The 23,373-nt window shown below is 44.4% G+C and carries 21 protein-coding genes and 1 tRNA gene; 7 read left to right on the forward strand and 15 right to left on the reverse strand.

What is annotated here, in order from left to right:
- Nucleotides 1-27 precede the first annotated feature (27 nt).
- From OCV12_RS10385 to OCV12_RS10400, 4 genes are all read left to right on the forward strand, one after another.
- Nucleotides 28-705 carry a response regulator transcription factor gene (locus OCV12_RS10385; protein WP_261884605.1) on the forward strand — a complete coding sequence of 226 codons (678 nt, stop codon included), beginning with the start codon at nt 28-30 and terminating at the stop codon, nt 703-705.
- Complete coding sequence (locus OCV12_RS10390; protein ID WP_261884606.1) at nt 702-2,000, forward strand: sensor histidine kinase; 1,299 nt, start codon at nt 702-704, stop codon at nt 1,998-2,000. Before OCV12_RS10385 ends, OCV12_RS10390 begins: the two co-directional genes overlap by 4 nt.
- Nucleotides 2,001-2,092: 92 nt before the next feature.
- The gene (locus OCV12_RS10395; protein WP_261884607.1) at nt 2,093-3,022 is read left to right on the forward strand and encodes a pyridoxal-phosphate dependent enzyme; all 930 of its coding nucleotides are present in this window, start codon (nt 2,093-2,095) and stop codon (nt 3,020-3,022) included.
- Between the two features lie 217 nt (nt 3,023-3,239).
- Complete coding sequence (locus tag OCV12_RS10400; protein WP_261884608.1) at nt 3,240-3,977, forward strand: dienelactone hydrolase family protein; 738 nt, start codon at nt 3,240-3,242, stop codon at nt 3,975-3,977.
- A gap of 75 nt (nt 3,978-4,052) precedes the next feature.
- On the opposite strand, the gene OCV12_RS10405 is transcribed toward OCV12_RS10400, so the two are convergent.
- From OCV12_RS10405 to OCV12_RS10430, 6 genes are all read right to left on the reverse strand, one after another.
- Nucleotides 4,053-5,306, reverse strand: a complete 1,254-nt coding sequence (locus OCV12_RS10405; RefSeq protein ID WP_261884609.1) for a D-amino acid dehydrogenase — start codon at nt 5,304-5,306, stop codon at nt 4,053-4,055.
- Nucleotides 5,307-5,610: 304 nt separating this feature from the next.
- On the reverse strand, nt 5,611-6,537 hold the full coding sequence (locus OCV12_RS10410) for a LysR family transcriptional regulator (RefSeq protein ID WP_261884610.1): 927 nt from the start codon (nt 6,535-6,537) through the stop codon (nt 5,611-5,613).
- Between the two features lie 257 nt (nt 6,538-6,794).
- Nucleotides 6,795-7,580, reverse strand: coding sequence for an HAD-IIB family hydrolase (locus OCV12_RS10415; protein ID WP_261884611.1), 786 nt, complete (start codon nt 7,578-7,580; stop codon nt 6,795-6,797).
- Nucleotides 7,581-7,615: 35 nt separating this feature from the next.
- Entirely contained in the window at nt 7,616-8,899 is a 1,284-nt protein-coding gene (locus OCV12_RS10420) for a TRAP transporter large permease (protein ID WP_261884612.1), read from the reverse strand.
- 9 nt (nt 8,900-8,908) lie between these two features.
- Nucleotides 8,909-9,373: a TRAP transporter small permease gene (locus OCV12_RS10425; protein WP_261884613.1), complete on the reverse strand. Its 465-nt coding sequence runs from the start codon at nt 9,371-9,373 to the stop codon at nt 8,909-8,911.
- 107 nt (nt 9,374-9,480) lie between these two features.
- Nucleotides 9,481-10,494 carry a C4-dicarboxylate TRAP transporter substrate-binding protein gene (locus OCV12_RS10430; RefSeq protein ID WP_261884614.1) on the reverse strand — a complete coding sequence of 338 codons (1,014 nt, stop codon included), beginning with the start codon at nt 10,492-10,494 and terminating at the stop codon, nt 9,481-9,483.
- A gap of 273 nt (nt 10,495-10,767) precedes the next feature.
- Here OCV12_RS10430 and OCV12_RS10435 point away from each other — a divergent pair, with 273 nt between their 5' ends.
- A complete protein-coding gene (locus OCV12_RS10435) occupies nt 10,768-11,472 on the forward strand; it encodes a glycerophosphoryl diester phosphodiesterase (protein ID WP_261884615.1) in 705 nt (234 codons plus the stop codon).
- Nucleotides 11,473-11,481: 9 nt separating this feature from the next.
- Nucleotides 11,482-12,234: a DeoR/GlpR family DNA-binding transcription regulator gene (locus OCV12_RS10440; protein ID WP_261884616.1), complete on the forward strand. Its 753-nt coding sequence runs from the start codon at nt 11,482-11,484 to the stop codon at nt 12,232-12,234.
- Nucleotides 12,235-12,297: 63 nt separating this feature from the next.
- Here the strand turns inward: OCV12_RS10440 and gltS are convergent, their stop codons facing one another.
- The 4 genes from gltS to OCV12_RS10460 all read right to left on the reverse strand — a co-directional run bounded on the left by gltS (nt 12,298) and on the right by OCV12_RS10460 (nt 17,315).
- Entirely contained in the window at nt 12,298-13,512 is a 1,215-nt protein-coding gene (gltS, locus tag OCV12_RS10445) for a sodium/glutamate symporter (protein WP_176680126.1), read from the reverse strand.
- Between the two features lie 254 nt (nt 13,513-13,766).
- A tRNA-Ser gene (locus OCV12_RS10450) sits at nt 13,767-13,857 on the reverse strand.
- A 180-nt stretch (nt 13,858-14,037) separates the two neighbouring features.
- Nucleotides 14,038-14,487 carry an L-alanine exporter AlaE gene (locus tag OCV12_RS10455; protein ID WP_102423554.1) on the reverse strand — a complete coding sequence of 150 codons (450 nt, stop codon included), beginning with the start codon at nt 14,485-14,487 and terminating at the stop codon, nt 14,038-14,040.
- A 248-nt stretch (nt 14,488-14,735) separates the two neighbouring features.
- Nucleotides 14,736-17,315: a hybrid sensor histidine kinase/response regulator gene (locus OCV12_RS10460; protein ID WP_390904525.1), complete on the reverse strand. Its 2,580-nt coding sequence runs from the start codon at nt 17,313-17,315 to the stop codon at nt 14,736-14,738.
- Nucleotides 17,316-17,453: 138 nt separating this feature from the next.
- On the opposite strand from OCV12_RS10460, the gene OCV12_RS10465 reads away from it, so the two are divergent.
- Nucleotides 17,454-18,023 (forward strand): UPF0149 family protein, encoded by a 570-nt coding sequence (locus OCV12_RS10465; protein WP_017630625.1) that lies wholly within the window; start codon nt 17,454-17,456, stop codon nt 18,021-18,023.
- A 107-nt stretch (nt 18,024-18,130) separates the two neighbouring features.
- Here the strand turns inward: OCV12_RS10465 and OCV12_RS10470 are convergent, their stop codons facing one another.
- The 5 genes from OCV12_RS10470 to tolB all read right to left on the reverse strand — a co-directional run bounded on the left by OCV12_RS10470 (nt 18,131) and on the right by tolB (nt 23,373).
- Nucleotides 18,131-19,162, reverse strand: coding sequence for a potassium channel family protein (locus OCV12_RS10470; RefSeq protein ID WP_261884618.1), 1,032 nt, complete (start codon nt 19,160-19,162; stop codon nt 18,131-18,133).
- Between the two features lie 174 nt (nt 19,163-19,336).
- Nucleotides 19,337-20,398: a quinolinate synthase NadA gene (nadA, locus tag OCV12_RS10475; protein ID WP_261884619.1), complete on the reverse strand. Its 1,062-nt coding sequence runs from the start codon at nt 20,396-20,398 to the stop codon at nt 19,337-19,339.
- 146 nt (nt 20,399-20,544) lie between these two features.
- Nucleotides 20,545-21,333 carry a tol-pal system protein YbgF gene (ybgF, locus tag OCV12_RS10480; protein ID WP_029405341.1) on the reverse strand — a complete coding sequence of 263 codons (789 nt, stop codon included), beginning with the start codon at nt 21,331-21,333 and terminating at the stop codon, nt 20,545-20,547.
- 33 nt (nt 21,334-21,366) lie between these two features.
- Entirely contained in the window at nt 21,367-21,909 is a 543-nt protein-coding gene (gene pal, locus OCV12_RS10485; RefSeq protein ID WP_261884620.1) for a peptidoglycan-associated lipoprotein Pal, read from the reverse strand.
- A gap of 111 nt (nt 21,910-22,020) precedes the next feature.
- Nucleotides 22,021-23,373, reverse strand: a complete 1,353-nt coding sequence (gene tolB, locus OCV12_RS10490; protein WP_210473833.1) for a Tol-Pal system beta propeller repeat protein TolB — start codon at nt 23,371-23,373, stop codon at nt 22,021-22,023.

Below are 23,373 nucleotides of genomic sequence, written 5' to 3' on the forward strand. Positions count from 1 at the left end.
ACTGTCTATTTCTGTAAGAGAATCAAAATGAAACGAGTTCTATTAGTCGAAGATAACCGTGAAATTGCAGGTGTCTTGTTTGATTATTTTGAGTGTATTGGCATGGAACTCGATTACGCGGACAATGGTGAGCTTGGCCTGCAACTCGCGTTAGATAATTCATTTGATATCATTATCTTAGATTTGATGTTGCCACGAATGGACGGCCTAACGGTATGTAATAAACTGCGAGATCAAGGCAACGCGACACCCATTTTGATGCTGACTGCACTGGATAGCCGTGAAGACATGTTGAAAGGCTTTGAACATGGTGCCGATGATTACCTTACCAAGCCTTTTGATTTGGATATTCTGGAAGCAAGAATGAACGCGCTAGTTCGCCGTTACCGTGGAAAAGTCGCCTCTTCGAAACTCCAGTTCGATGAACTCACCATCGACCAAAAGACTCGTAAAGCTTACCGCCAAGACAAGTTACTTGCGCTGAACCCAACCACTTACACCATACTTGAGATGCTTTGCCAAAACGCACCTGAAGTGGTCACTCGCGAAGATATCTCATACAAACTGTGGGAAGAAGACGAACCCAATAACGATGTGTTACGCAGTCACATCTATCAACTGCGTAACCAACTCGACAAACCTTTCGACACGCAAATGTTGATTACCGTACCTAAAGTTGGATTCCGTTTGGAGTCGGCGAATTGATCTTAAATGTCCTCACGAGCACCAAGACCTTAACCGGCCGCCTAGCGCTTTTCTTTGGGTTAATGGCCGTGATTGTGTCGGCATTCGTCTATGTGGTTTTTATCGCCGCACTGTACTTATCAGAAGACCGAGTTGGTGAAAGACGCATCCTGATTGATCGCAACTATGCGGTAGGCTTATTCCAAGCCGGTGAGAGTGGCGAGTTAAGAATTGATGACCTAACCATCGCCTACAACGACCCGTCGTTCATACCTCCAGAATACAAAAAGTACGTTGAAGGTAAAGAGAGCTTTGTTGGCGAGGTTGGTGAAGAGCCAGACTCACGCATGGTGTATGTCGGAGAGTATTCTGATGAAGGTGAAACCCACCCAATCATCCTGCTTTCTGAAATAGACCGCGTTGAATTTGATATTTACGAATTGGTGTACGCGACCACTTTTGTACTAACCCTACTCTCCATTCTGATTTTTAGCTTTGGGGCGCTGCTCTATCGATTGTCTAAGCGCCTAATTGAACCCTTCAACTCCCTTTCTGAACAACTCGAATCCAATAAGCTCAATCTAAACGAAGAATTTGGTGTGAGTGATGACGCCGCGGTGGAATTCCGTCAATTGACCGATCAACTCAATCAATATCGCCGAGAAATCAATTCGTTAGTCAAACGTGAACAAGCCTTTGCTCGCTATTCAAGTCATGAATTAAGAACACCTCTGACTGTCGCTCGTGGGGCGAATAAGCTGCTCCTTCGCAGCGAAACAACCGAGTTTCAATCTCGACAGGTTGAACGCATTGATGAAGCCATTGTTCAAATGTCTGAAATGGTCGATGCTCTGCTTGGACTGGTTCGCTATGAAAGAAACAGTGACGATGCACCGCTGCGTTTATTCAGCCAGCAAGAGCTAGAGACGATCGTTTCTAAAAACTCGTTGCAGGCTGACGAAAAGAAAGTCGAGATAACCTTACAAGTTCAATCCGAACCAACCATTCAAGCCACCAGCGCGATCATGAATATGTTGGTCGGAAACTTGTTGAGGAACGCGATTGCAGCAACCAATAGCGGAACAGTAACGATCACCCTTTCCCAAGGCAGTCTTGTTATTGAAGACCAAGGCGAAGGTCTGCAGGAACAATACAACCCGAATGGACACGGGCTAGGATTGTTGATTGTCGATGACTTGTGCCAGCGTTTTGATTGGGACTTTGAATTGTTCAATCGCAGCTGTGGTGGATGCACCGCCAAGATCACCTTCCAAGCCGATTCATCTGCATCAATATCGAACGAAAACTTGATTTAGTTGGTTTACAGCCGCCTCTGGCTACTAGATACTCGTCCGTCCTATTTGATTTAAAAATGCTGGCTCTTTAGTCAGCATTTTGTTTAAGTGCGATGAAACTAAATAATAGCCCTGTAACTCAGCATCAATTTAACGACCACACCTTTTTCTTAAAGCGTGACGATCAGCTTCACTCCCACTTTTGCGGCAACAAAGCCCGCAAGTTCATGAAGCTGCTGGAAGACGAGCACCCAGAAACCACAACCTTGATCAGCTATGGTTCTGCGCAGGCTAACTCTCTGTTCTCACTCGCGGCACTGGCAAAGATCAAAGGTTGGACGCTTGAGTTCTACGTCGATCATCTTCCCCAGTGGTTACTAGAACGCCCAATCGGTAATTACCGTGGTGCCATTGATCTTGGCGCTAAGGTGATTTCAGTCAAAGAGACAGGCTCTGGACTTCATCCACAAGCGTATATTGAGCAAGTCAGACAACCTGACTCCCATTGCATTGTATTACCAGAAGGTGGACGCTCTCAGCTTGCTGAGTATGGTGTTAAACAACTGGCGATGGAAATACTGAGCTGGACTCGCTTCGAAAACCAACACGATTTTGTGGTCGCACTGCCCGCAGGGACAGGCAGCACAGCTCTCTATCTTCATAAGCATTTAAAACTGCACAACATTCCAGTGTTAACCTGTGCTTGTGTTGGTGGCAGTGACTATTTAACGCAGCAATTTAATGAGCTAGGTGAAACCGATCATCCACAGATCTTATCCCTCGAAACCAAACACCACTTTGGAAAATTGTATCAACAGGATTATCAAACTTGGTTGGGTCTACAAGAGCAAACCGACATCGAGTTTGACCTGCTTTACGACCCATTGATGTGGCAATGCTTAGAACAATGGCAAGAAGATAACCCAACCAAAACCATTATCTACATTCACCAAGGTGGCATCTTAGGTAACGAATCGATGCTGCCACGCTACCAGCGAAAATATCCAGATATGTGCCGCAGCACGACCAACGCTTCCTGGTAATTGCATTCCCTCACCTAGATCTGGATATGCAAATTTCCGTAATCTAAGAACTCTGTTAAACAGTCATCACACTGCATACGTGATGGCTGTTTTAGCATTTCCCCTTCATTTTTCACCTCTACTCTAACACTTCAAATTAGAAACAGAAATCTGGCGAGAATCATCGCGTTATCTATACTTTCGATTGGAACGTCATTGTCATCTAAAGGAATAACGCATGCGAAAACTCACTACACTCGGCCTGTTTTCAGTTTTACTACCCTTTTCAGCAATTTCTGGAGAAAACGTCACTTACCAAGTCGACGGTATGGACTACGAAGGTTATTGGAGTGAAGCCAGCGACCAAGCGCCTTTGGTACTACTCATTCACGATTGGGATGGCTTAACTGATTACGAAAAGAAGCGTTCTGAGATGCTCAACGAACTCGGTTACAACGTGTTCGCCATCGACCTATTTGGTAAAGGCATCCGCCCAACCGAAGTCAAAGATAAAAAGCAACACACAGGTGAACTGTATAAAGACCGAGAGAAAATGCGTGCGCTGCTCAACGCTGGAGCCATGGAAGCGAAAAGACTTGGCGGCAACTTAGATAACAACGTAATGATGGGATACTGCTTTGGTGGGGCTGCTGTATTGGAAGCTGCTCGTGCGGGCATTCCTTCGAAGGCTTACGTCACCTTCCATGGCGGTTTATCAACACCACAAGGCCAAGACTACTCGCAGACTAAGGCTCCGGTTGTCGTATTCCATGGCACGGCTGATACCATGATTTCAATGCAAGATTTTGGCAACCTTGCCGCTGAACTTGAAACGACTAAAGTTCCCCATGAAATGATCACCTACAGTGGCGCCCCACATGCGTTTACCGTGTTCGGCTCTAATAATTACCAAAATGAAGCTGACCAAAAATCGTGGGAACGATTCACGCATGTATTAGAAACCACCACCCGATAAAGCGCGATACTCAAACAAAATCAGCCCATGCTTAATAAACATGGGCTGATTCGTATGACCAAGGATTTGGATGAACTACATGTAACGATGGATACTCAAGTCGTCTGCTTTTATATCGCAATCAGAACCACTGACCGCACTCGCTAGTAGCTTTCCTGAGCCACATGCCATCGTCCAACCCAACGTCCCGTGACCTGTATTGGTAAACAGATTCTTAATCGGTGTTTTGCCGATGATAGGCGTGCCATCTGGCGTCATCGGCCTTAACCCTGTCCAGTATTCTGCTTTAGAGAAATCACCCGCCTGTGGGAAAAGATCTTTAATCACCATATCAATCGTAGCTTTGCGTTTTTCTGGAATCAGGTAATTGAAACCAGCAAGCTCTGCCGTCCCAGCAATACGAATACGATCATCAAAACGAGTCATCGCCACCTTATAGGTCTCATCCATAACCGTTGACGTCGGTGACTTATCCACACTCACGATCGGCAGTGTCAGGGAGTAGCCCTTCACTGGATAAACAGGAATCGATAAATCCACTTGCTTGAGTAGTTCACGAGAATAGCTTCCCGAAGCCACCACATAAGCGTCCGCTTTGAATTCACCTTGAGTTGTCGTAATGCTCTTGATGGTTTGGTTCTGATGATTCAAACTCACCACTTCAGTATCAAATACAAACTGGACGCCAAGCGCCTTGGCTTTCTCAGTTAAGGCTAAACAGAACTGGTGGCAATCACCGGTTTCATCATGAGGTAAGTACAAACCGCCCACCAGCTTGTCTTTCACGTCAGCTAATCCCGGTTCCACCGAAAGACACTGCTCAACACCAAACAGCGAGTGTTCGATTCCACTCTCTTTTAGCAGCTTCATATCCTGCTGAATAGCGTCCAGTTGCTTCTCGCTTCTGAATACTTGTAAGGTGCCTTTCTGCCTCCCCTCGTAAGCCAAATGTTCACTGGTTCTTAGGTGAGTGAGACATTCTCGGCTGTAGTTTGCCACTCTTAACATACGAGACTTATTCACGGCGTATTTAGCTTCATTACAATTGGCGAGCATCTTAGTCGCCCAAGAAACTAATTCGGGAGAAAGTGACGGCTTCACTTTTAGTGGCGCATGCTCTTGGGTGAGCCACTTCATCGCTTTCAACGGAATACCAGGCGCCGCCCATGGTGATGAATAACCGTAAGAAATTTGCCCGGCATTCGCAAAACTGGTTTCTTTACCACTGCTATCCTGGCGGTCAATAACCGTCACCGAGTGGCCCTCTTTCGCTAGATACCAAGCACTGGTCAACCCAATAACACCGCTGCCAATTACAATTACTTCCATTCTCTTCCCCTAATATCCGACACAGCAAAATGTGTCGAACACTGTTGTCTGTTTCAAACTACTTTCGTTAATAATTTGTAACTTATTCAGCGTGCGTTGACTTAACAATGCATACAGTGTTGATAAAAAATCAATTCACTAGTAATTAGGGAGGATGAATATGGGAAGTGTGATGTTGGGGTGCTTATAGAGCTTCAAGAAATAGGCTTATTACTAAGATACAGCCCTCTACGAGGATAGGAATACCGAAGCTTTAGCGGAATGAAGTTAGGTGCTGTGATTATCTGCACTAACCCACTTCAACTTAAATATTGTGGGCGTCGTGACTTAAGAAAGTGGCGTTTTCGAGCAGGAAATCTAAAAAGGTTTCGGCTTGCAGAGTCAGAGCTCGACCTCTGAGAGATTGAACTTTCACAGTTGCTTTCGAGAACATGTCTAGCTCAGTCGCAACTACTTCTATTTGTCCGGACTTAATCTCATCGAGCACCGTGAGTTTGGGCATAAAAGTCACGCCTAGTCCTGCCGATACAAAGTTGGTTAATGCGGTTACCGAGTTGGTTTGAAGTTTTGGCTGCAAGGTAAGATGAGAGTTTTGTTCGGCCTGCTTTACTAGCCTCCCCATGCCTGTCGAATTGTCGATCAAAGCAATAGAAGCCTCTCTAATGTCTTGCAGTGTCACTGGTGTTTCTTGCATCGTCAGTACGTGCCCTTTTGGAGCGATAAGCTCTAGAGGGTGGCTACGTTCAACGTGTGAATGCAGTTTTGGGTGCGGTGCAGACGCATAGGTAATCGCGAAATCGATCTGTTGGTCTTCCAGCATTTTCACGGCATCCAATGCACCCGCAATCTCAATCGATAAATTGATATCAGGGTATCGAGCCATGAAAGTCTGCATCGGTTTAGAGACCAAGTTAGTGATAAACCCTTCCCCAATCGCAATGCTAACGTTACCGCCCTTGAGGTTTTTCAACTTGGTTAGACGTGCAAGTACCGCCGTTTCACTGCGAACGATGGAGCGATAGTAGTTTAACAATTCGTTGCCCGCCTCAGTCAGCAGTGATTGACGATTATTGCGTTCCCACACCTTCATTTCTGCTTGTGCTTCAAGCTGCGTCAGCATTCTACTCATTGCTGCAGGGTCAACGTTCATCATCTTAGATGCCTTACGCAGCGACCCATATTTTGATAAAGCATTCAGGTACTCAAGCGCACGGAGATTAAAGTGATGCATACAACTTCCTTGTGATTCGACTGACACAAGACAAGCGTCTCACAGTTTTCTCAATCGCCCATCTAGGAATTGAGTTACCGACATAGCAAGTTTGTAAGTTGTGGTCTGAGTCACCAACAAAAGTCCAGAAAGCGCGATAGACGCCATCTAAAAGACGCAAGTATTCGCCCCTAACAAAAAAAACACAGCTCAATTCAACGAAGAAATGAGCTGTGTTTGATGTTAACTAACGGCTGTTTGAAGCCGATAACTAGTGGCTATTTTAACGTAAGCAACTTATCGACAAACTCTGAGAAACCGTACCCGCCGGGTTTGCTCATCACTACTGATGGATGATGTTCAAGTCGATCCCAATAGTGTTGGATATTGGCCACACCAACACTGTTCGGCAAAATTTCAAACATGTATTGATCGTTCATCGAGTCACCGACATAGCAACTTCGCTCGACGATCTCTTGGTCAGATAGCCCCTTCTCTTTGAGAAAAGCAGTCGATGTTGCTTTCTTAGAGTGTTCACCATACCAAGCATTAATGTGAATAGAGCTTGCTGTCGCGTGAGCGCCTAACGCGTGAATCTTAGAGACTATCTCTTCAATAATCGCATCATCAACTTTCGGACGGTTTTGACCGATATCGATCGCAACCTCACACAAACGGTAAGACTGGTCCAGCGTTAAACTGAGCTCTGGATAATCGCTCAAAATAGCTAATACTTGTTCTTTCAGTTTTCTCTGATTGGCACTGACTTCTGGCAAAGGGATATCAGAACGCAATGTCAGATAGCCGTTTTTCTTTTCCATAATGAACGCGCCATTCTCGCCGAGAACCGCATCAACAGGCCACAGCTGAGCAATATGATCACACCAACCTGCACAAGCCCCCGTTACCGCAACCACTTTCTTGCCCGAATCACGCAACTTGCTTAACGCAATCAAGGTTTCAGGCGGCAATTGACCTTGCCACGTTAAGGTGTCGTCCACATCGGTTAACACCCAATCTATCTTTTTCCAATTTTGGTTCAATTCATTCGATACCGAATTCATTTCTACACCTCTAAATAATCAATCACTAAACAGTGTTAAAGCAAATTCGGTAAAAACATCACTAAGCTTTCAGAGAAAGTCAGCAACATCAGAACCGTGAGTAGTGCTAGCAACAACGGAGCCACTTCTTTCACGAAGTCGACCATACGAACTTTTAAAATCGAGCAAACCGTAAACATCATCGAGCCAAATGGCGGAGTCACACCACCAATCATGATATTCACTATCACGATAATGCCGAAGTGAACCGGGTTAACGCCTAGGTTAAGCACAGCAGGAAGCAGCAATGGCGTGAGTATGATCATCGCAGCGCCGCCTTCGATGAACATGCCAACCACTAACAGCAGCAAGTTAATCAACAACAGCAAGACTAACTTATTGTCGGTAAGCTCAATCAAAGCAGAAGCAACATTGTGTGGGATCTGCTCTAGCGTCATGTAGTAACCAAACACCATGGCACCAATAATGATGAACATAACGCTACTGGTGCCCTGCACAGTCTCACGCATGATGAGCGGGATGTGTTTCAAACCCAATTGACGATAAACGAAAATGCCAATAATCGCGCAAAGCAATACGGCAATCGCACCCGCTTCTGTTGGCGTGAATAAACCGAAACGCATGCCCAGAATAATGCCGAACGGGATCAACAGTGCCGGAATCGCTTTCAGGAAGTAATGAAAACGCTCTTTGGCAGATGCAGGCTCAGAACGAGAAGGTTTGTAACGACGTTTACGAGCAATGAAGGCAATAGTCACCATCAGCGACAACGCCATCAAAAATGCTGGAACGTAACCCGCAATAAACATTTGATGAACAGAAACGTTCGCTAACAAGGCAAAGATAATGAGGTTAATACCCGGTGGTATCACTGGGCTGATACTTGATGACGCAGCAGTCACAGCCGCCGTGAATGGCAAGTCATAACCACGCTTGGTCATTTCAGGGGCAAGAATCTTTGATTGCATCGCCGCATCCGCATTTGCAGAGCCAGAGATACCGCCCATCAGAGTACTCAACGCAACATTTACTTGAGCCAGACCACCGGTTTTATGACCAATCATCGAGTCGGCAAAGGCGAGTAAGCTCTTACTGATTCCCGCATAGTTCATCACCGAACCCACCATGATAAAGAACGGAATGGCCAACAGCGGAAAAGACTCGGCAGAGCTAATAAAGCGCTGCATTACCAAGCTCACAGGAATAGAGTCATTGATAAAAAGAAAGTAAACCATCGCCGATGCAATTAGAGAAAACGCGATGGGGATGTTCAAAAGAAACAGAACAAACAGAATAAGGATTGGAAGATAGCTTTCCATGAATCGTACCTACTTAGAAGAGCGCTTTAGAGAAGCGACATCGTTCGCGATAAATCGAACGGTGTGAATCGCCATCAATGAGAAACAAAGCAACAGCACGCCATTGATAACAAAATATGACACGCCCATTACCGGCGTTACCTTGTTAGATAGCATGAGATATTGATAACTCAGAACCGCCATTAAAATGTTCAGAGCCAGTAGGAAAACGGAAACACATAACCTAAATGGGATTTTTGCTTTTTCTGGCAACATGGCAACCACCACGTCCACCCCCATGTGAAGCTTGTGTTTGTAACAGGAGCTAATCCCTAAGTAGACAGCCCAGATGAAGCAAATAACCGACAGCTCTTCGCTCCACGGGACAACAAAGCCAAATCCATAACGCAAGACGACGTTAACGGTAACAACCAAAACGGTGATCGAAATAGCGATAGAAGCGAGGATTTCTTCAATATTTTTCAATAAAAACAAAAGACTTCTCCAACGAAATACCTAATACGACGTGGGTATTTCAGGAATAAAACGGCCTAAACATATTTAGGCCGTAATCATTAACTAATTAATTGACGTATGCAGGACTACTGTGCCGCTCGAATCGTTTCCAACTCTTTCATGATCGTCGCGTGTATACCTTCGCTCCATGTTGGGAACTGGTTGTATACATCGGCAGTCAGTTGGTTGAACTCATCAGAATTCACCTCATTGAAGGTAACGCCTAGTTCTTCAAGTTTCTGAGTGTATTCAACATCCAACTTAACTAGCTCAGCAGTGTTAGATTCAGCGCCCGCTTCTAACTCTTCATTGATGATCTGCTGTTGCTCTGGCGTAAATTGGTCCCAAAGCGTTGGTGAAATGTAGATGCCAACAGTACCTAGGAAGTGCTTAGTCAAAGACATGTTCTTTGCTACTTCGTAGATTTTGGTTGAGTACATGGTCAGGATAGAACCTTCAAGACCATCAACAACACCTTGTTGAACACCTGCATAGGTTTCAGGAAATGGTAGAGAAGCAGGTGCTGCGCCCATTGCTGAAAGCGTGCTAATGAACAGCTGGCTTTGTGGAACACGAATACGCATGCCTTTCATGTCTTCAGAGTTCACGATCTCTTTATTGGTGATCATATGGCGGAAACCAAACATGTAGTCAGCATTCAATACTTTGATGCCTTTTTCTTCGGCTTTAACTTTTAGTCCAGCGACAAAATCAGTGTCCATCATCGCTAAGTATTCATCGTAAGTGTTGTACAACATTGGACCTGCAAGTGCTGCAAAGTCAGGTACGTAATCACCTAGGTAAGTCAAATCTTCTACAGCAATCCAGTTTGCGCCGTTAACCACTTGTTCCAAGTTATCTTTGTATACAGGTAACTGACCACCTGGGAAAACTTTAATGTTTACCGAACCATCGGTTCTTTCTCTAATTTTGTCGGTCGCTTTGATAAGCTCTTGTGTTAACAACTCATTTTGAGTGAACACAAGGCTCATGTTGATATTGATCGGCTCATCTTTAGCTTCAGAACCAGCCTTGTCAGCTTCACCACAACCAACAAGCAGCGTTGCCGCCATAATTACTGTACCTAATAGCTTTTTCATTTTTTATCACCTTTTCGTGGCTATCGTTTTCTAAATATAGAGGGTGTTATTAAGTTTTCGTAGAGTATGTAAGTGAATTATTACATTCATATGAACATTAATCTTACCGATTTGAACATTGTGAGTATAAGGTCTCACTATTGTATAAACTCTGTACAACGCCTTTAAGCTAGCTCTCATTTAAAATAAGTAGATATAGCGGATAGATAATAAATCTGTAATAAAGTAGAGCTACTGTTTCCTGAATTTTCAAATGAACATCGAGATTGAATTATGATCACAGGCCACCGCGGTGCCGCTTCTTTAGCACCAGAAAATACGTTAGTGAGTATTGAACAAGCAGCGAAAGCTGGCGCTAAATGGATTGAAATTGATACCCAGTTAAGCGCTGATGGCACCCCAATGGTTTTTCATGATAAGACGGTAAATCGTTGCACTAACGGAACGGGCAATATCGCAGACTTAGATTTAACCGCTCTCAAAACGTTAGATGCTGGCAGTTGGTTTGGTAGTGAGTTCGCAGGAACAACTATTCCGACGTTGAGTGAAGCGCTCGACAAATGCTTAGAACTCGATGTGACCTTGAACCTTGAGATCAAAATTTATGACGATAAGGCTATCCAACCTTTAGTTGAAAAAGTTGCCGCACTGGTTGAACAAAAGCAGTTCCCTGTTGAAAAGCTACTCATCTCAAGCTTCAAAAAAGAGGCACTAAGCCTTTGCCAGCAAATAATGCCAAAGATTAAACGAGGCTTTATCTGCGAGGTTTGGAATGATTTCAGCCTAGAGTCACTTAAATCACTCGATCTTTACAGCATTCATATTGACCACCGAATTCTTGATGAGAAAACGGCCAAAGCAATCAAAGCTTCTGGCGCCGTTCTTAAAATATGGACACTGAACGATCCTCAATTGGCGGCTAAATATTTCAACCTTGGTGTCGATAACATCATCACCGACGTACCAAACCAATTTTAGTGAACTTCTATGGAACTGAACCATCGTCAGAAAGAAATACTCGCAACGCTTAAGGCTAATCAAGACATACAGATCGACCATTTAGCCGAGTTATTTTCTGTCACCACTCAAACCATTCGTCGTGACGTAAATCACCTGTGTGAACAAGGCCTTGCGCGAAGAGTACACGGAGGCGTGAGCTTACCCACTACGCTCACTAATACTAGCTACCGATTCCGTGCAGGTGTTGAGTCTGAAACAAAAGACAGTATTGCGATGGCGGTTGCCGACGCGATACCTGAAGGTTCAACCGTCATGATGGGGATTGGTACCACCGTCACTCGCATCGCTCAGTATTTGTTGGCTAAGCCTGCATTGCGAGTGATCACCAACAACCTGCAAGTCGCTCGTATCCTTGAAGCAAATGAGCAAGTTGAAGTGTATTTGGCTGGCGGTTTGTTCAGGCGAGAACACCAAGACATGGTGGGAAGCAGTGTAGTCCACTTCTTTTCCGATTTTGAAGCTGACATTGGCATTTGTGGTTGTGGCTCTGTAACAGACAGTCATTTCGCCATGGAACATGAGCAAGTTGAAGCTGACCTATCCAAGTCGATAATTAACAATAGCCGTGAAAGTTGGCTTGTCGCGGACGCCAGTAAATGGGGACGCTTTGCTGCTCTCAAAGTCGCTCCGTTGGATGACTTTGATCGTATCTATACCAACAACACTCAGTTACCTTCAGAATTAAGCATTCACCTTGTCGAAGATGACGTTCAGCCTTAAACCACAAAAAAGCCTAGCATAACCGCTAGGCTTTTAAGTTTAGAAAATAGCTTTTGATTAGTGTTACATACCAACAAAGAAACTGATCACCAACGCGTTAATCAAATCGACAAAGAAGCCACAGACTAATGGCACCACGATAAATGCTTGTGGACTTGCACCATAGCGATGTGTAACCGCAGTCATGTTTACGATTGCAGTGGCAGTTGAGCCTAGTGTGATACCACCGAAGCCAGAACATATCACCACTGAGTCGTAGTTTCTACCCATCAAGTAATAGACGACAAAGATGGTAAACAGCAGTGAAAGTAGAATCTGGATACTCATGACCACTGAGATGTAGCCAAACAGGCCGTCAAGATCCCAGATACGTAGTCCCATCAATGCCATGGTCAAAAACATGCCTAAGCAGATGTCAGAGATCATTGCTAAGCCTTTACGGCCTTGCGCGATTTTCTCTTGTGTACGGCGCTTCTTGAACAATGCACGTCCAACGTTACCGATTAGGATACCTGCGATTAAACAGCTAACGAATAACGGCAGTTTCAAACCCATTGAGTCGATAACTTCACTCAAGCTGTAACCCAACATAAGTGTTAAGTTAAGAATCAACCAAGCCCACAGAACACCGTAGTGGCTAAGCTCTGTTTTGGTTTCACTCTCTTGGTATGCACCAACCGTCACCTCTTCTTCATTAGATGGGCTGACCTTGTGTTTATTGAGAAGGTAATTAGCAATCGGACCACCGATGACACACGCCGCAATCAAACCAACCGTGTTCGAAGCCACACCCAGTTCTAACGCGTTAGCAATACCAAACTCTTCCACGAACATCGGTGCCCACGCCAGCGTAGTACCAACACCGCCAATCAAGCTCACTGAACCCGAGAGCAAACCTGCTTTCGCATCCATTCCAAAGCCTGACGCGACAGCCATACCAACCACGTTTTGCAACACAATAAAAACAGCAGCAAGACATAACAAGATGAACAGCGGTCGCCCACCTTTTATCAGCGTTTTAATATCCGCTTGAAGTCCGATGCCAGCAAAAAAGTAAAGAAGCAAAAAGTCTCTGACATCTAGGCTAAAAGTAATCTGAATTTCAAACAGATAGTAAAGCGCTGCTACGGTTGCAGCACAAACGAAGCCGCCAATAACCGGCTCTGGCAGTGAGTACTTCCTTAATACTTCCGATCGCTCGATCAGGCCTTTACCGATAAACAGTAAAGAGATGGCGATCGTAAAGGAGAGCATTGGAGAAACGAGGGTTTCTGTCATGAGGTAATAAATTCCTAGTGGTAAGATTATTCATAATGTTGCTTACCCTTAATAATCAAGATCTAGGCCAAAAAATCAAGCATTTATCGGTGACAAAAACGGCTAATATGGATCAATTTACGTCAGTATAAATAGAAGAAATAACTACTCAGGAATGATTAAAGAAAGTCATGTTAAGGAAGTATGAAGGTAGTGCGGAATATAGGGGCTCTAAAACGAGAAAACCCTAGCATTTCTGCTAGGGTTTTGAATAGTGGTGGAAGGATGGGGATTTGAACCCCAGATACGCTATAAACGTATACTCGCTTTCCAGGCGAGCGCCTTAAGCCACTCAGCCATCCTTCCACAAATTGTGTGTTGAGCTTGTCACTCAACGAGGCGCTACTTTATTGATTCTGCTTGCTTTGGTCAAGGGGCATTCTCAAAAAAAGTGCCTTTTTCAGCTTGTTCGATTACAAATTAACTCATTAGATCAAAAACAAACCATATTTTATTCTATCGCTACACTTAAGCTTGTTGCTTTTCTTAAGCTTGTTGATAGTAGCCTGGAACTCTAAACCATTTGCGGCACATATCTAAGAAGTAACCGTAAAGTACGCCCATACCACATGAGATAACTGCATTACTGGTTACCGCGGTCACGATCTGATCGCTTGAAGCGCCCACCGCCAACAAAATACCCGCATACACAGGCGATTGGAATAACACGTAAGCCATAAGATCAGACAAGTTCTTCATCAACGAACTTTGTGAAAGTTTTGCACCATTGCGCAAGAACCAATCACGAAAGACACCATAAGGCCATGCGATAGCAATGTTTACCGGAATAGATAGCGTTCGTGAAGCAAGAGATTGCTCAAACGTCATTCCTGAGATAAACACTTCTACGATCATGCCAGAGATAAAACAGAAAACTACCATAGCAAATGTATCCGCCGCTGCGTTACGGATACAAAATGGACCACGAGACTTCATTGATGCCAAACCTAAAATATATCACTACCTATTTAGTGATTTAGTAACATATAAATAAGGTGTTTCCACACCCCACCAGATAATGTCGCTATTAAATCACAAGATAGGTAGTCATACATTCCAAATTCAAAATCAAGTTGTAAATTAACAACCAAAAACCACTTAAAAAGCAGTCACTTCCACCAATAAATCACATAAAGGTCAAATAATGGACAATTCGTTGTTTACTTTCTGTAATTAAACAACAACTAGGCCATGGGTAGATTGACAGTAATGATATTAATAACATCTTGAGTAGGAGGAGCGCCCTGAGAAACCTGCTCTAAAGCCTTATCCACTTGGTAGGTCAGTTCAGCATTGTTCATAGGTTTGACATGAACACGCAAGCTCTCTAAGGCAAATTGAATTAACTCAAGGTTGTTGTCTTCAAGAGCCACATAAAGTGTTACTAACAACTCTTCAGTATTGTCTTTGTTTCGTAGGTCAGGTTTAGGCAGCGAGCGACTTTGACTCTTTTGCCCATGAAGGTGTGTTTTTGGATTTTTAGCGTTATTGCTTTCTAGCTCATGGTTTTCCGTTCCATGACTTACTCTTTCATCAATAGCTTGATCATCGCTATAGTCGTCACTGTCGCTCTGCTCATCATTGCTCTCTTCCTCGTGGAACTGGTAAAGCTTATTCGAATAACGGAATAAAGCATCGTCGAGCTCTCGCTCATCGATTGGTTTTGCAATGATGTAGTCGACACCCGCACCGAGCATACGCTCGCGAGTCTCTTTAAACACATCAGCAGTACAACCAAATATTAAGACGGATGAAACATCGCCAATTAAAGCGCGAATCGCAGTGGTTGATTCCACACCGTCCATCACTGGCATGTGGTTATCCATCAACACCAAATCAAAATGCTCAGCAACAACGGCTTGTATAGCAAGCTCACCGTTTTCTACGCTCTTACACGTGAACCCTTTGCTGCTCATGAAGGTTTCGATGATGACGGTATTGGTTCGGTTATCCTCAACAATCAGCACTTTCAAACCGGAGTAATCTAATTTCTTGTGTGGCAAGCTCTCTATCTCACCAGGCTGACACGGTTGAATCTTCAATCGAACATCAAAACTAGTGCCTATGCCCTCTTCACTGGTGACGGTAATACTGCCATCCATGAGCTGGGCAATCTTCTTCACAATCGCTAAGCCAAGGCCAGTACCACCAAAACGTCTTGTGGTCGACGATTCTGCCTGTTCGAAAGGTTTGAAAATACGTTTTTGAGCTTCTTTAGAAATACCTATGCCGGTGTCACGAACTCGAATACTCAGATAGGTATCACTGCCCTCGACGATTTCTTTAAAGTACACCTCAACAAAGCCTCTAGAAGTGAACTTCACGGCATTATTCAATAGGTTAAATAAGATTTGGCGAAGACGTGCTTTATCCGAAAAGTACCAACGACCCGACGGCACTTCAGAGTAAACTTTGAATTGAAGACCTTTTTCAGAAGATAAGGTGTAGTAGACACTGTTAATACTGCCGATGATCGAGTCCAGAGGGAATCGAGTTTCATCGAGATCCAACCTGCCCTGCTCGATCTTTGAGAAATCCAAGATCTCATTAAGCAGTGTCATCATGTGATCGCCTGACTCATACAGGCTCTTTAGGTGCTTCTCTTGTTCCGAGTTTAAAGGCGTTTTCAATAGGATTTGAGCGGTGCCCAATACACCATTCATCGGCGTACGGATTTCATGTGACAGGGTCGCGAGGAAAGCCGTTTTGGCATTGGTTGATGCCTGAGCCTTAACCTTTTCCGCTTCGAGGTAGATGGTCTTCTCGTTGAAGGTTTTAATCAAGTGACCAATTTCGTCGTCACTTGAATATTCAACATCGATGATTTCACCCGCTTTAGAACCGCCTACCTTAGCGGCAATATTGGTAATTGGGCTAATCAAGTAACGGTTCAGCAAGTAATAACCTGCCATAACACACAGTAGTAGCAGCGGAACAATACCGCCCTCGATACTCATGACCTGACGAAACACTTCATCAGCTACGCGTGATTTTGAGTTAACCACATCGACTTGCCAGCCAAACTCACCAAATTGGTTACTGCTGATGTAGATCCCTTCAACGAGATTGAAGTTATGCGAAACCAAGACTTGGTTGAGTTTATCTCTGAGGGTGATACCAAGATTGTACTCTTCTGCGTGGTTTTTAATGAAACCCAACAACTCTTCGAGCGAGAGATCCACCGTCGCAATACCAGCAAAAGTGCCGTCATAGTAATAAGGTGACGAAGCCGTAATCATTCGAACGTGAGTATAGGGATCGATATAGACATCGCTCCAGGAGATGGTTCCCTGTGGCTTGTCTACCACCGAGGTATACCAATACTCTTCGTGATAAGGGGCGTTTTTAGGGTTGTTGTATGAAAAAAGCTGGTCAATCGTACCATCGTCAGCTTTGTTGAAAAAATAGCTGTTTAAAAGCTTGTCGGAATCCAGCGCATAAGGTTCTGGCCAAATACCAGCACTCACAATTGTGTCATCGCTCGCTGCTAACATCGACTTGAATAGCGGGATGACATCTTCACCTTTACGATGTGCCTGAGCAAAACCAACTAAACTATCAACAAAGCCTTGAGAGCTGCTGAGTGGCTCTGTAATCAATGCGGATAACAGTTGCGTACGCAAGTCGAGGTTTTGCTGTAATTTGGCGCGCACGGGGGATTCTACGACGTAATACGTCACACTACCGACAATGGCAATAAACATAGCAAGGTATAGCCCAAGCGCTACCATGCTTTTTTTCTTAAGAGACGACCGTATCTGCATAATTCTTTTATTGTTTTCTTTTCTGTTAAAACTAGTGTTTATCATCCATGACATCAAGGCTTTTTAGATTGAAGCTTGATTGGCACAAGTTCATTGGTACTATAAGCGCAAATATGTTCCCTTTTACGGTACCTCACTTTGACTTTACAAGATATTCTTGCGCTTCCAGAGTTGGAAGGAAAGCTAATCACAGAACACAAAACCATCGGATTTGTCACTGCAATGGCAGCGGCACCTAATGTGTTAACCCCGCATGAGTGGCTACCGTTCCTTTGGGGTGGCGAAGAAGTCGCTCCTTTCACTGATGGTGAGCAACTTGAAAGCTACATTGAAGTTATCATCGCGCTTTGGAATAAGACACGCCCAGAGCTGATCGAAGGCACTTGGGTTTGGCCTGAAGCTTGTCAGTTGGATGATGAAGAAGTCGTTAACACAGCGGCTCGCGATTTTTGTGAAGGCTTGCTTCAAGGCTGGCAGGTTGCCCGTGATGATTGGGAAACACTGATGCCTGAAGACAGCGAAGACAATGCACTGGTTGGAGGCGTACTGCTTTCGCTGAGCATGCTTTACGATCCAGAAACCTCAATCGCAACGCTTGCTGAGCAAGGTATTGAAGGTCTAGAGCAGTTCGAAGAGATCTTTAACGCGGTCCCTGTGATGCTTTGCGGTCTAACGCAGCGTGGCATCGCATTGGCAGAAGCTCAATAATCTCAATAAGCTCTGCAAAAGAATTAAGCTCACTGCTTAACTCGATCAGACCATAACAAAAAGGCCTCTAACGAGGCCTTTTTTCGTTTTGAAAGTAATTAGCTGATTTAAAAGCCTTTCCAATCAAAATGATCAATTCGTTCATCGGCAATATAGAACAGCTTAGTGCCGCTGCTGACAACTTGGTCGAGTTCTGGGTTAAGTTCAATACCACTTCCCGTATCAATCGCAATCAAAGTGGCTTGATACTTCTCTTTAAACACCGAGAAAATCGGCGCAACCGTCACAGGCTCAGAATTCTCTGGGTAATAGGTCGAGTACTGTGTCATGCCCCTTGTTGAGCTCAATAACTCTTGGTGAAGCGCACTCGAACCCGGGTCTACCGCAGCCTTAGCCAACATTTCTGCACCCACCGCTGGAATACATTCTGAGTTAGGACAATGCTTGTGTAGCAAGTCACTCAATGCTTCGTCTTTAAAGTAAACAAGAAGATGAGCTTTAGGGTTACGGTTCGCACAGTAAAGCGCCGCAGATAATGTAATGTCGTCTTCTGGGTTATCAATAAGAATACAACTGGCAGACTCGATGCCCGTTTTTTCCATTTCTTTGCCATCTGTGTAGCTGTTTACTTTAACGAAATTGATTTCGCCGGGTAACGGATTCTCGATATCTGAACGAGTACATAACACGATTGGTCGCTTGCCCGTTTCTTCATGTTGTAACATACGAATGAGGTGAATGGTTCTTTGCTCATTCCATCCAAGCATCAAAATGTGGTTGTCCACTCTAACTCTCCTTTTTCCTAGCAAGCCCGCTCGCCAATATTCAACACCTTCTGTCGCTACCTTACCAAGCAAGGCCGCGAAAAGACTCAGTCCACCCGGAATCACAAACAATATAACGATCCATTGTCCAGCCTCTGTCGTTGGTGATAAATCACCGTAACCCACCGTAGATGCAGTCACGACTAGGTAGTAAGCGAACGTGGTAAACGAGCTGGTTAGCGCTGTTTCACCCGCTAAATACAAACTCGACCACGACAGAAATACGTAGCCTAAGAAGGTCAACAGTAAGTTTTTTCCATTCAAAACAAAGATATTTGCTTTGACCCAACGTTTGAGTTGTAACCAGATTATCATTCGAGCCTCAAATCCTTCGATCTTACTTACATGCTAGAAAAAATACCTGATATCAACAAGATGTATCATCAGAAAAAGATACATGACCACAATATTGATAGTAGCGACCTATCTTTAGGTACAAAAAAACCAGCACTATTGGCTGGTTTTTCGTTGGTTAGATAAAAGAACGGCTTACGCGTTACCTTTTACCTGCACATTTAATTGCTCAGCAAAATCTAGCATGCGGTTCAGCGGGATAAGAGACTTCACACGTAGTTCGTCAGAAACGAAGATCTCGTGTTGCTCACCACCGTTCTCAAGCGCATTTTCAATCGCTTCAAGGCCGTTCATCGCCATCCAAGGACAGTGTGCACAGCTACGACAAGTTGCACCAGCACCAGCTGTTGGCGCTTCAATCAGTTCTTTTTCAGGAACCAATTGCTGCATCTTGAAGAAGATACCTTTATCAGTCGCAACAATCATCTGTGGATGAGGAAGCTCTTTCGCCTTCTTAATCAGTTGGCTTGTTGAACCTACAGCGTCAGCCAGTTCAACCACACTTGCTGGTGATTCTGGGTGAACCAAAATAGCCGCTTCTGGGTATACCGATTTCATTTTCTTCAAAGCATCAGCTGAGAACTCATCATGAACGATACACTCACCTTGCCAAAGCAACATGTCAGCGCCAGTTTGATTTGCGATGTAAGAACCTAGGTGACGGTCTGGGCCCCAAATAATGGGTTTGCCTTCAGCGTCTAGGCTTTCAACGATTTCTAAAGCGATACTCGACGTAACCACCCAGTCTGCACGAGCTTTAACAGCCGCAGAGGTGTTCGCGTATACAACCACTGTGTGGTCAGGGTGAGCATCACAAAATTCTGTAAATTTATCAGCAGGACAACCAAGGTCAAGTGAACATTCAGCTTCAAGTGTTGGCATTAGAATGCGTTTTTCAGGAGTAAGTATCTTTGCAGACTCACCCATAAAACGAACACCAGCGATGATCAAAGTGCTTGCTGAGTGACGGTTACCGAATTTAGCCATTTCTAATGAATCGCCAACGAAACCACCAGTTTCTTCTGCCAGAGCCTGAATTTCAGGATCTGTGTAGTAGTGTGCAATTAGAACTGCATCTTTTTCTTGAAGTAGTTTTTTGATGTTTGCGATGTGGGCCTGTTTCTGAGCGTCGCTCAATGAAACTGGCTTAGGCGGAAACGGGTAAACTGTATCGATTTTATCTAGTATATGACTCATTGCTCTTGCTCTACGCAACTTCTTCCGAGAATCCGAGTATTCTACACAGGACAGCGATTGGGATCAAAAAGGATTGGTTGTAAGCAAGTACGGATAAGTATTAAAGAGGGTATAAAAAAGAGGCGCCTAAGCACCCCTATTTTGTTTTATAAGTGGGTTTTCGCCACTTTTGCCGAAGCACTATTTGGGTACTCGGTCACGACTTGTTGGTAATATTTCTTAGCTTGCGTCGCGTTGTTGTTGCGCGCAGCTATGTCACCAAGCTTAACCAGTGCATCTGCTCGCTTGTTTGAGTCTTTGTACGACACAACAGCGGCAAAGCTCTTCACGGCTTCTTTATCTTGCTTCTTAGCGAAATAAAGCTGACCTAACCAGTAATGTGAGTTAGGTGTGAAGGTTGAATCTGGGAAGTCTTTTTGAAACTTTTGGAATGCGGCAATCGCACCCGTGTAGTCTCGTTGCTTTAGAATCATATCTACAGCATTTTGATAAGCGGTTTGCTCATCGACATCAGTACTGAACGTACCAGAAGCATCTTTAGAGCCTTCACTCGCTGCCACTGCTACCGTTGCGGTTCCTGCTGCTTTCACCTCACCTCTTACACGATCCAGTTCAATGAACAGTTCACGTTGGCGCTCTAGCATTTGCTTCATATCGTAGCTGTTTCGTTCCAGCTCACCACGAAGTTCACTGATCTCCAGTGCCATGTCGTCGATTTGCTGTTGCATTTGAAGCTGAACAAGGTTGCGATTTTGAAGCAGGCGTTCTAAACGCTCAATATCTGATTCGTTAGATGCAGACGCTGCTCGAGAGGAAGATGATGAATTGGTTGCGGTGCTATTGAGATCGGATACTGGAGCTGGTGCAGCGAACGCGGTGTTCGCTGCACTTGCCAGTAACGAAAGCAAAATGACTCGCTTTGTGTTACTGAACATGAGGCAATTCCTCAATTATATAGCCTACTAAAATTAGTAAACTAGTACTGCGCGACGGTTTTTAGCGTACACATCTTCAGATTGACCTAGAAGAAGTGGCTTCTCTTCACCGTAGCTTACGATAGAGATTTGGTCTGCTTGAACACCTAGAGCTTGTAGGTATTTCGCTACAGCTTGTGCACGACGCTCGCCAAGTGCGATGTTGTACTCAGGAGTACCGCGCTCATCAGCGTGACCTTCGATAGTAACGTTAATGTCAACGTTCTTAACTAGGTAAGCTGCGTGAGCTGCTAACATTTCTTCGTAATCGCCAGCGATAGTCGAGTTATCGAATGCGAAGTAGATTGTTTGAGTTTCACGTAGCGCTTGCTCTTTAAGCTCTTGCTCAGACAGTTGACCGTTAGCGTCAATTGGCGTTACAACAGTTGTGTCTACGTTGCCTTCTGAACCTGAAGTTGTTTGGTTGCTTTCAGTACCAGATGTTGCAGATGTTGCTTCATCAGTTGAGCTACATGCCGTTACTGCCATCACTGGTAGTGCAATCATCAAGCCTTTAAGAACTTTGTTAAGTTGCATCTTTTTTTCCTTACGTTATCAAACTTAGTTTCTACAGCGACTAAGTGCTATAGATAGTTAATTGCCACAATAGTTAACACTATCAATAGCTAAAAGAATGTATCACTTAAACTAGAGGAACGGAGACCATGCAGGCGCTCTTACGCGTCCGTTGGTTGCCGGTAATCTAGCTTTGAAACGGCCATCGATAGAAACCATCGATAGTACGTTTGTCTTGTTGTAAATAGAGCTATAGATAACCATACCTCCATTCGGTGCAATACTTGGAGATTCGTCTAACAATGTTTTTGTTAGTACCTGAACCGCACCTGTTTCCAAATCCTGCTTAGCCAAGTTAAAACCTGAGTTGCTGCGATTTACCATGATTAGGAATCGTCCATCAGGTGTGATCTGGCCACCTAAGTTTTGGCTACCTTGCCAAGTAATACGAGAAGTCGAATTATTTGACAAATTTACATTATAAATCTGTGGTTTACCACCACGATCCGATGTGAAAATTAGAGACTTGCCATCTGGGTGCCAGAATGGTTCAGTATTATTCGAACGGCCGCGGGTAATTTGAGTCAGCTTACGGCTAGCAAGGTCAAGTGTGTACACCTGAAGGCTGCCCGTTTTCGACAATACCAATGCCAATGTTTTACCATCTGGCGAGAATCTTGGCGCACCATTGTGACGAGGGTATGACGTCACTTTCTCACGTTCACCGGTGTAAATATTCATGATGAATATTTCAGCTTGGCCATTCTGGAAGCTCACATAAGCCAGTTTTTTACCGTCAGGTGACCATGCAGGTGACATAAGAGGCTGCTTAGAACGAAGTACTAAACGCTCGTTAAAGCCATCGTAGTCTGCAACACGAAGCTGGTACGGGTACTTATCTTTATCGTTCACTACCACGTAAGAGATGCGAGTTAAGAACGCGCCTTTCTCACCAGTTAGCTCTTCATACACTAAGTCAGAAATACGGTGTGCGTACTCTCTCAAGCGCTTGCCAGGAACCGTAGCCTTCTTATTGAACAACACGTGATCTTTAGAAAGAACCAATTGGCCTTCATCGCTAAGTGCACGGCTTTGTCCTTTAGTCAGTTGACCACGAACAATGTCGATCAATTGGTAATTCACCACATACTGCCCTTCGGCATTTTTAGTGATGCTACCTGTAAGCAGTGAGTCAACGCCTAGGTTGGTCCAAGCATCAAAGTTCACCTCAGTTTCGCTGTAAGGCGTTTGAGGCATTTTGCTTGTCGCAACTGGGCTGAATTTACCACTACGTTGTAAGTCAGAAGCGATAACTGCTGATACATCGTGTGGCAGTGGCTCTGCGCCTTCCCAACGGAAAGGTACAATAGCAATAGGTCGTGCAGAGTTAATGCCGTCTGTAATAACCAGCTCCAGCGCCGCATGTGCAAACTGGCTGCTTGTCGCTATTACAAAAACAAAACTCAGTAATAGTTTTTTTAACAC

Origin of the sequence: Vibrio pomeroyi, assembly GCF_024347595.1 — a bacterium.
Lineage (GTDB): Bacteria > Pseudomonadota > Gammaproteobacteria > Enterobacterales > Vibrionaceae > Vibrio > Vibrio pomeroyi.

What these genes read in the sequence shown, in the direction of transcription:
- OCV12_RS10385 (WP_261884605.1), top strand. Translation starts at nt 28, where the DNA reads ATGAAACGAGTTCTATTAGTCGAAGATAACCGTGAAATTGCAGGTGTC.
- OCV12_RS10395 (WP_261884607.1), top strand. Translation starts at nt 2,093, where the DNA reads ATGAAACTAAATAATAGCCCTGTAACTCAGCATCAATTTAACGACCAC.
- OCV12_RS10400 (WP_261884608.1), top strand. Translation starts at nt 3,240, where the DNA reads ATGCGAAAACTCACTACACTCGGCCTGTTTTCAGTTTTACTACCCTTT.
- OCV12_RS10405 (WP_261884609.1), bottom strand. Translation starts at nt 5,306, where the DNA reads ATGGAAGTAATTGTAATTGGCAGCGGTGTTATTGGGTTGACCAGTGCT.
- OCV12_RS10410 (WP_261884610.1), bottom strand. Translation starts at nt 6,537, where the DNA reads ATGCATCACTTTAATCTCCGTGCGCTTGAGTACCTGAATGCTTTATCA.
- OCV12_RS10415 (WP_261884611.1), bottom strand. Translation starts at nt 7,580, where the DNA reads ATGAATTCGGTATCGAATGAATTGAACCAAAATTGGAAAAAGATAGAT.
- OCV12_RS10420 (WP_261884612.1), bottom strand. Translation starts at nt 8,899, where the DNA reads ATGGAAAGCTATCTTCCAATCCTTATTCTGTTTGTTCTGTTTCTTTTG.
- OCV12_RS10430 (WP_261884614.1), bottom strand. Translation starts at nt 10,494, where the DNA reads ATGAAAAAGCTATTAGGTACAGTAATTATGGCGGCAACGCTGCTTGTT.
- OCV12_RS10435 (WP_261884615.1), top strand. Translation starts at nt 10,768, where the DNA reads ATGATCACAGGCCACCGCGGTGCCGCTTCTTTAGCACCAGAAAATACG.
- OCV12_RS10440 (WP_261884616.1), top strand. Translation starts at nt 11,482, where the DNA reads ATGGAACTGAACCATCGTCAGAAAGAAATACTCGCAACGCTTAAGGCT.
- gltS (WP_176680126.1), bottom strand. Translation starts at nt 13,512, where the DNA reads ATGACAGAAACCCTCGTTTCTCCAATGCTCTCCTTTACGATCGCCATC.
- OCV12_RS10455 (WP_102423554.1), bottom strand. Translation starts at nt 14,487, where the DNA reads ATGAAGTCTCGTGGTCCATTTTGTATCCGTAACGCAGCGGCGGATACA.
- OCV12_RS10460 (WP_390904525.1), bottom strand. Translation starts at nt 17,315, where the DNA reads ATGCAGATACGGTCGTCTCTTAAGAAAAAAAGCATGGTAGCGCTTGGG.
- OCV12_RS10470 (WP_261884618.1), bottom strand. Translation starts at nt 19,162, where the DNA reads ATGATAATCTGGTTACAACTCAAACGTTGGGTCAAAGCAAATATCTTT.
- nadA (WP_261884619.1), bottom strand. Translation starts at nt 20,398, where the DNA reads ATGAGTCATATACTAGATAAAATCGATACAGTTTACCCGTTTCCGCCT.
- ybgF (WP_029405341.1), bottom strand. Translation starts at nt 21,333, where the DNA reads ATGTTCAGTAACACAAAGCGAGTCATTTTGCTTTCGTTACTGGCAAGT.
- pal (WP_261884620.1), bottom strand. Translation starts at nt 21,909, where the DNA reads ATGCAACTTAACAAAGTTCTTAAAGGCTTGATGATTGCACTACCAGTG.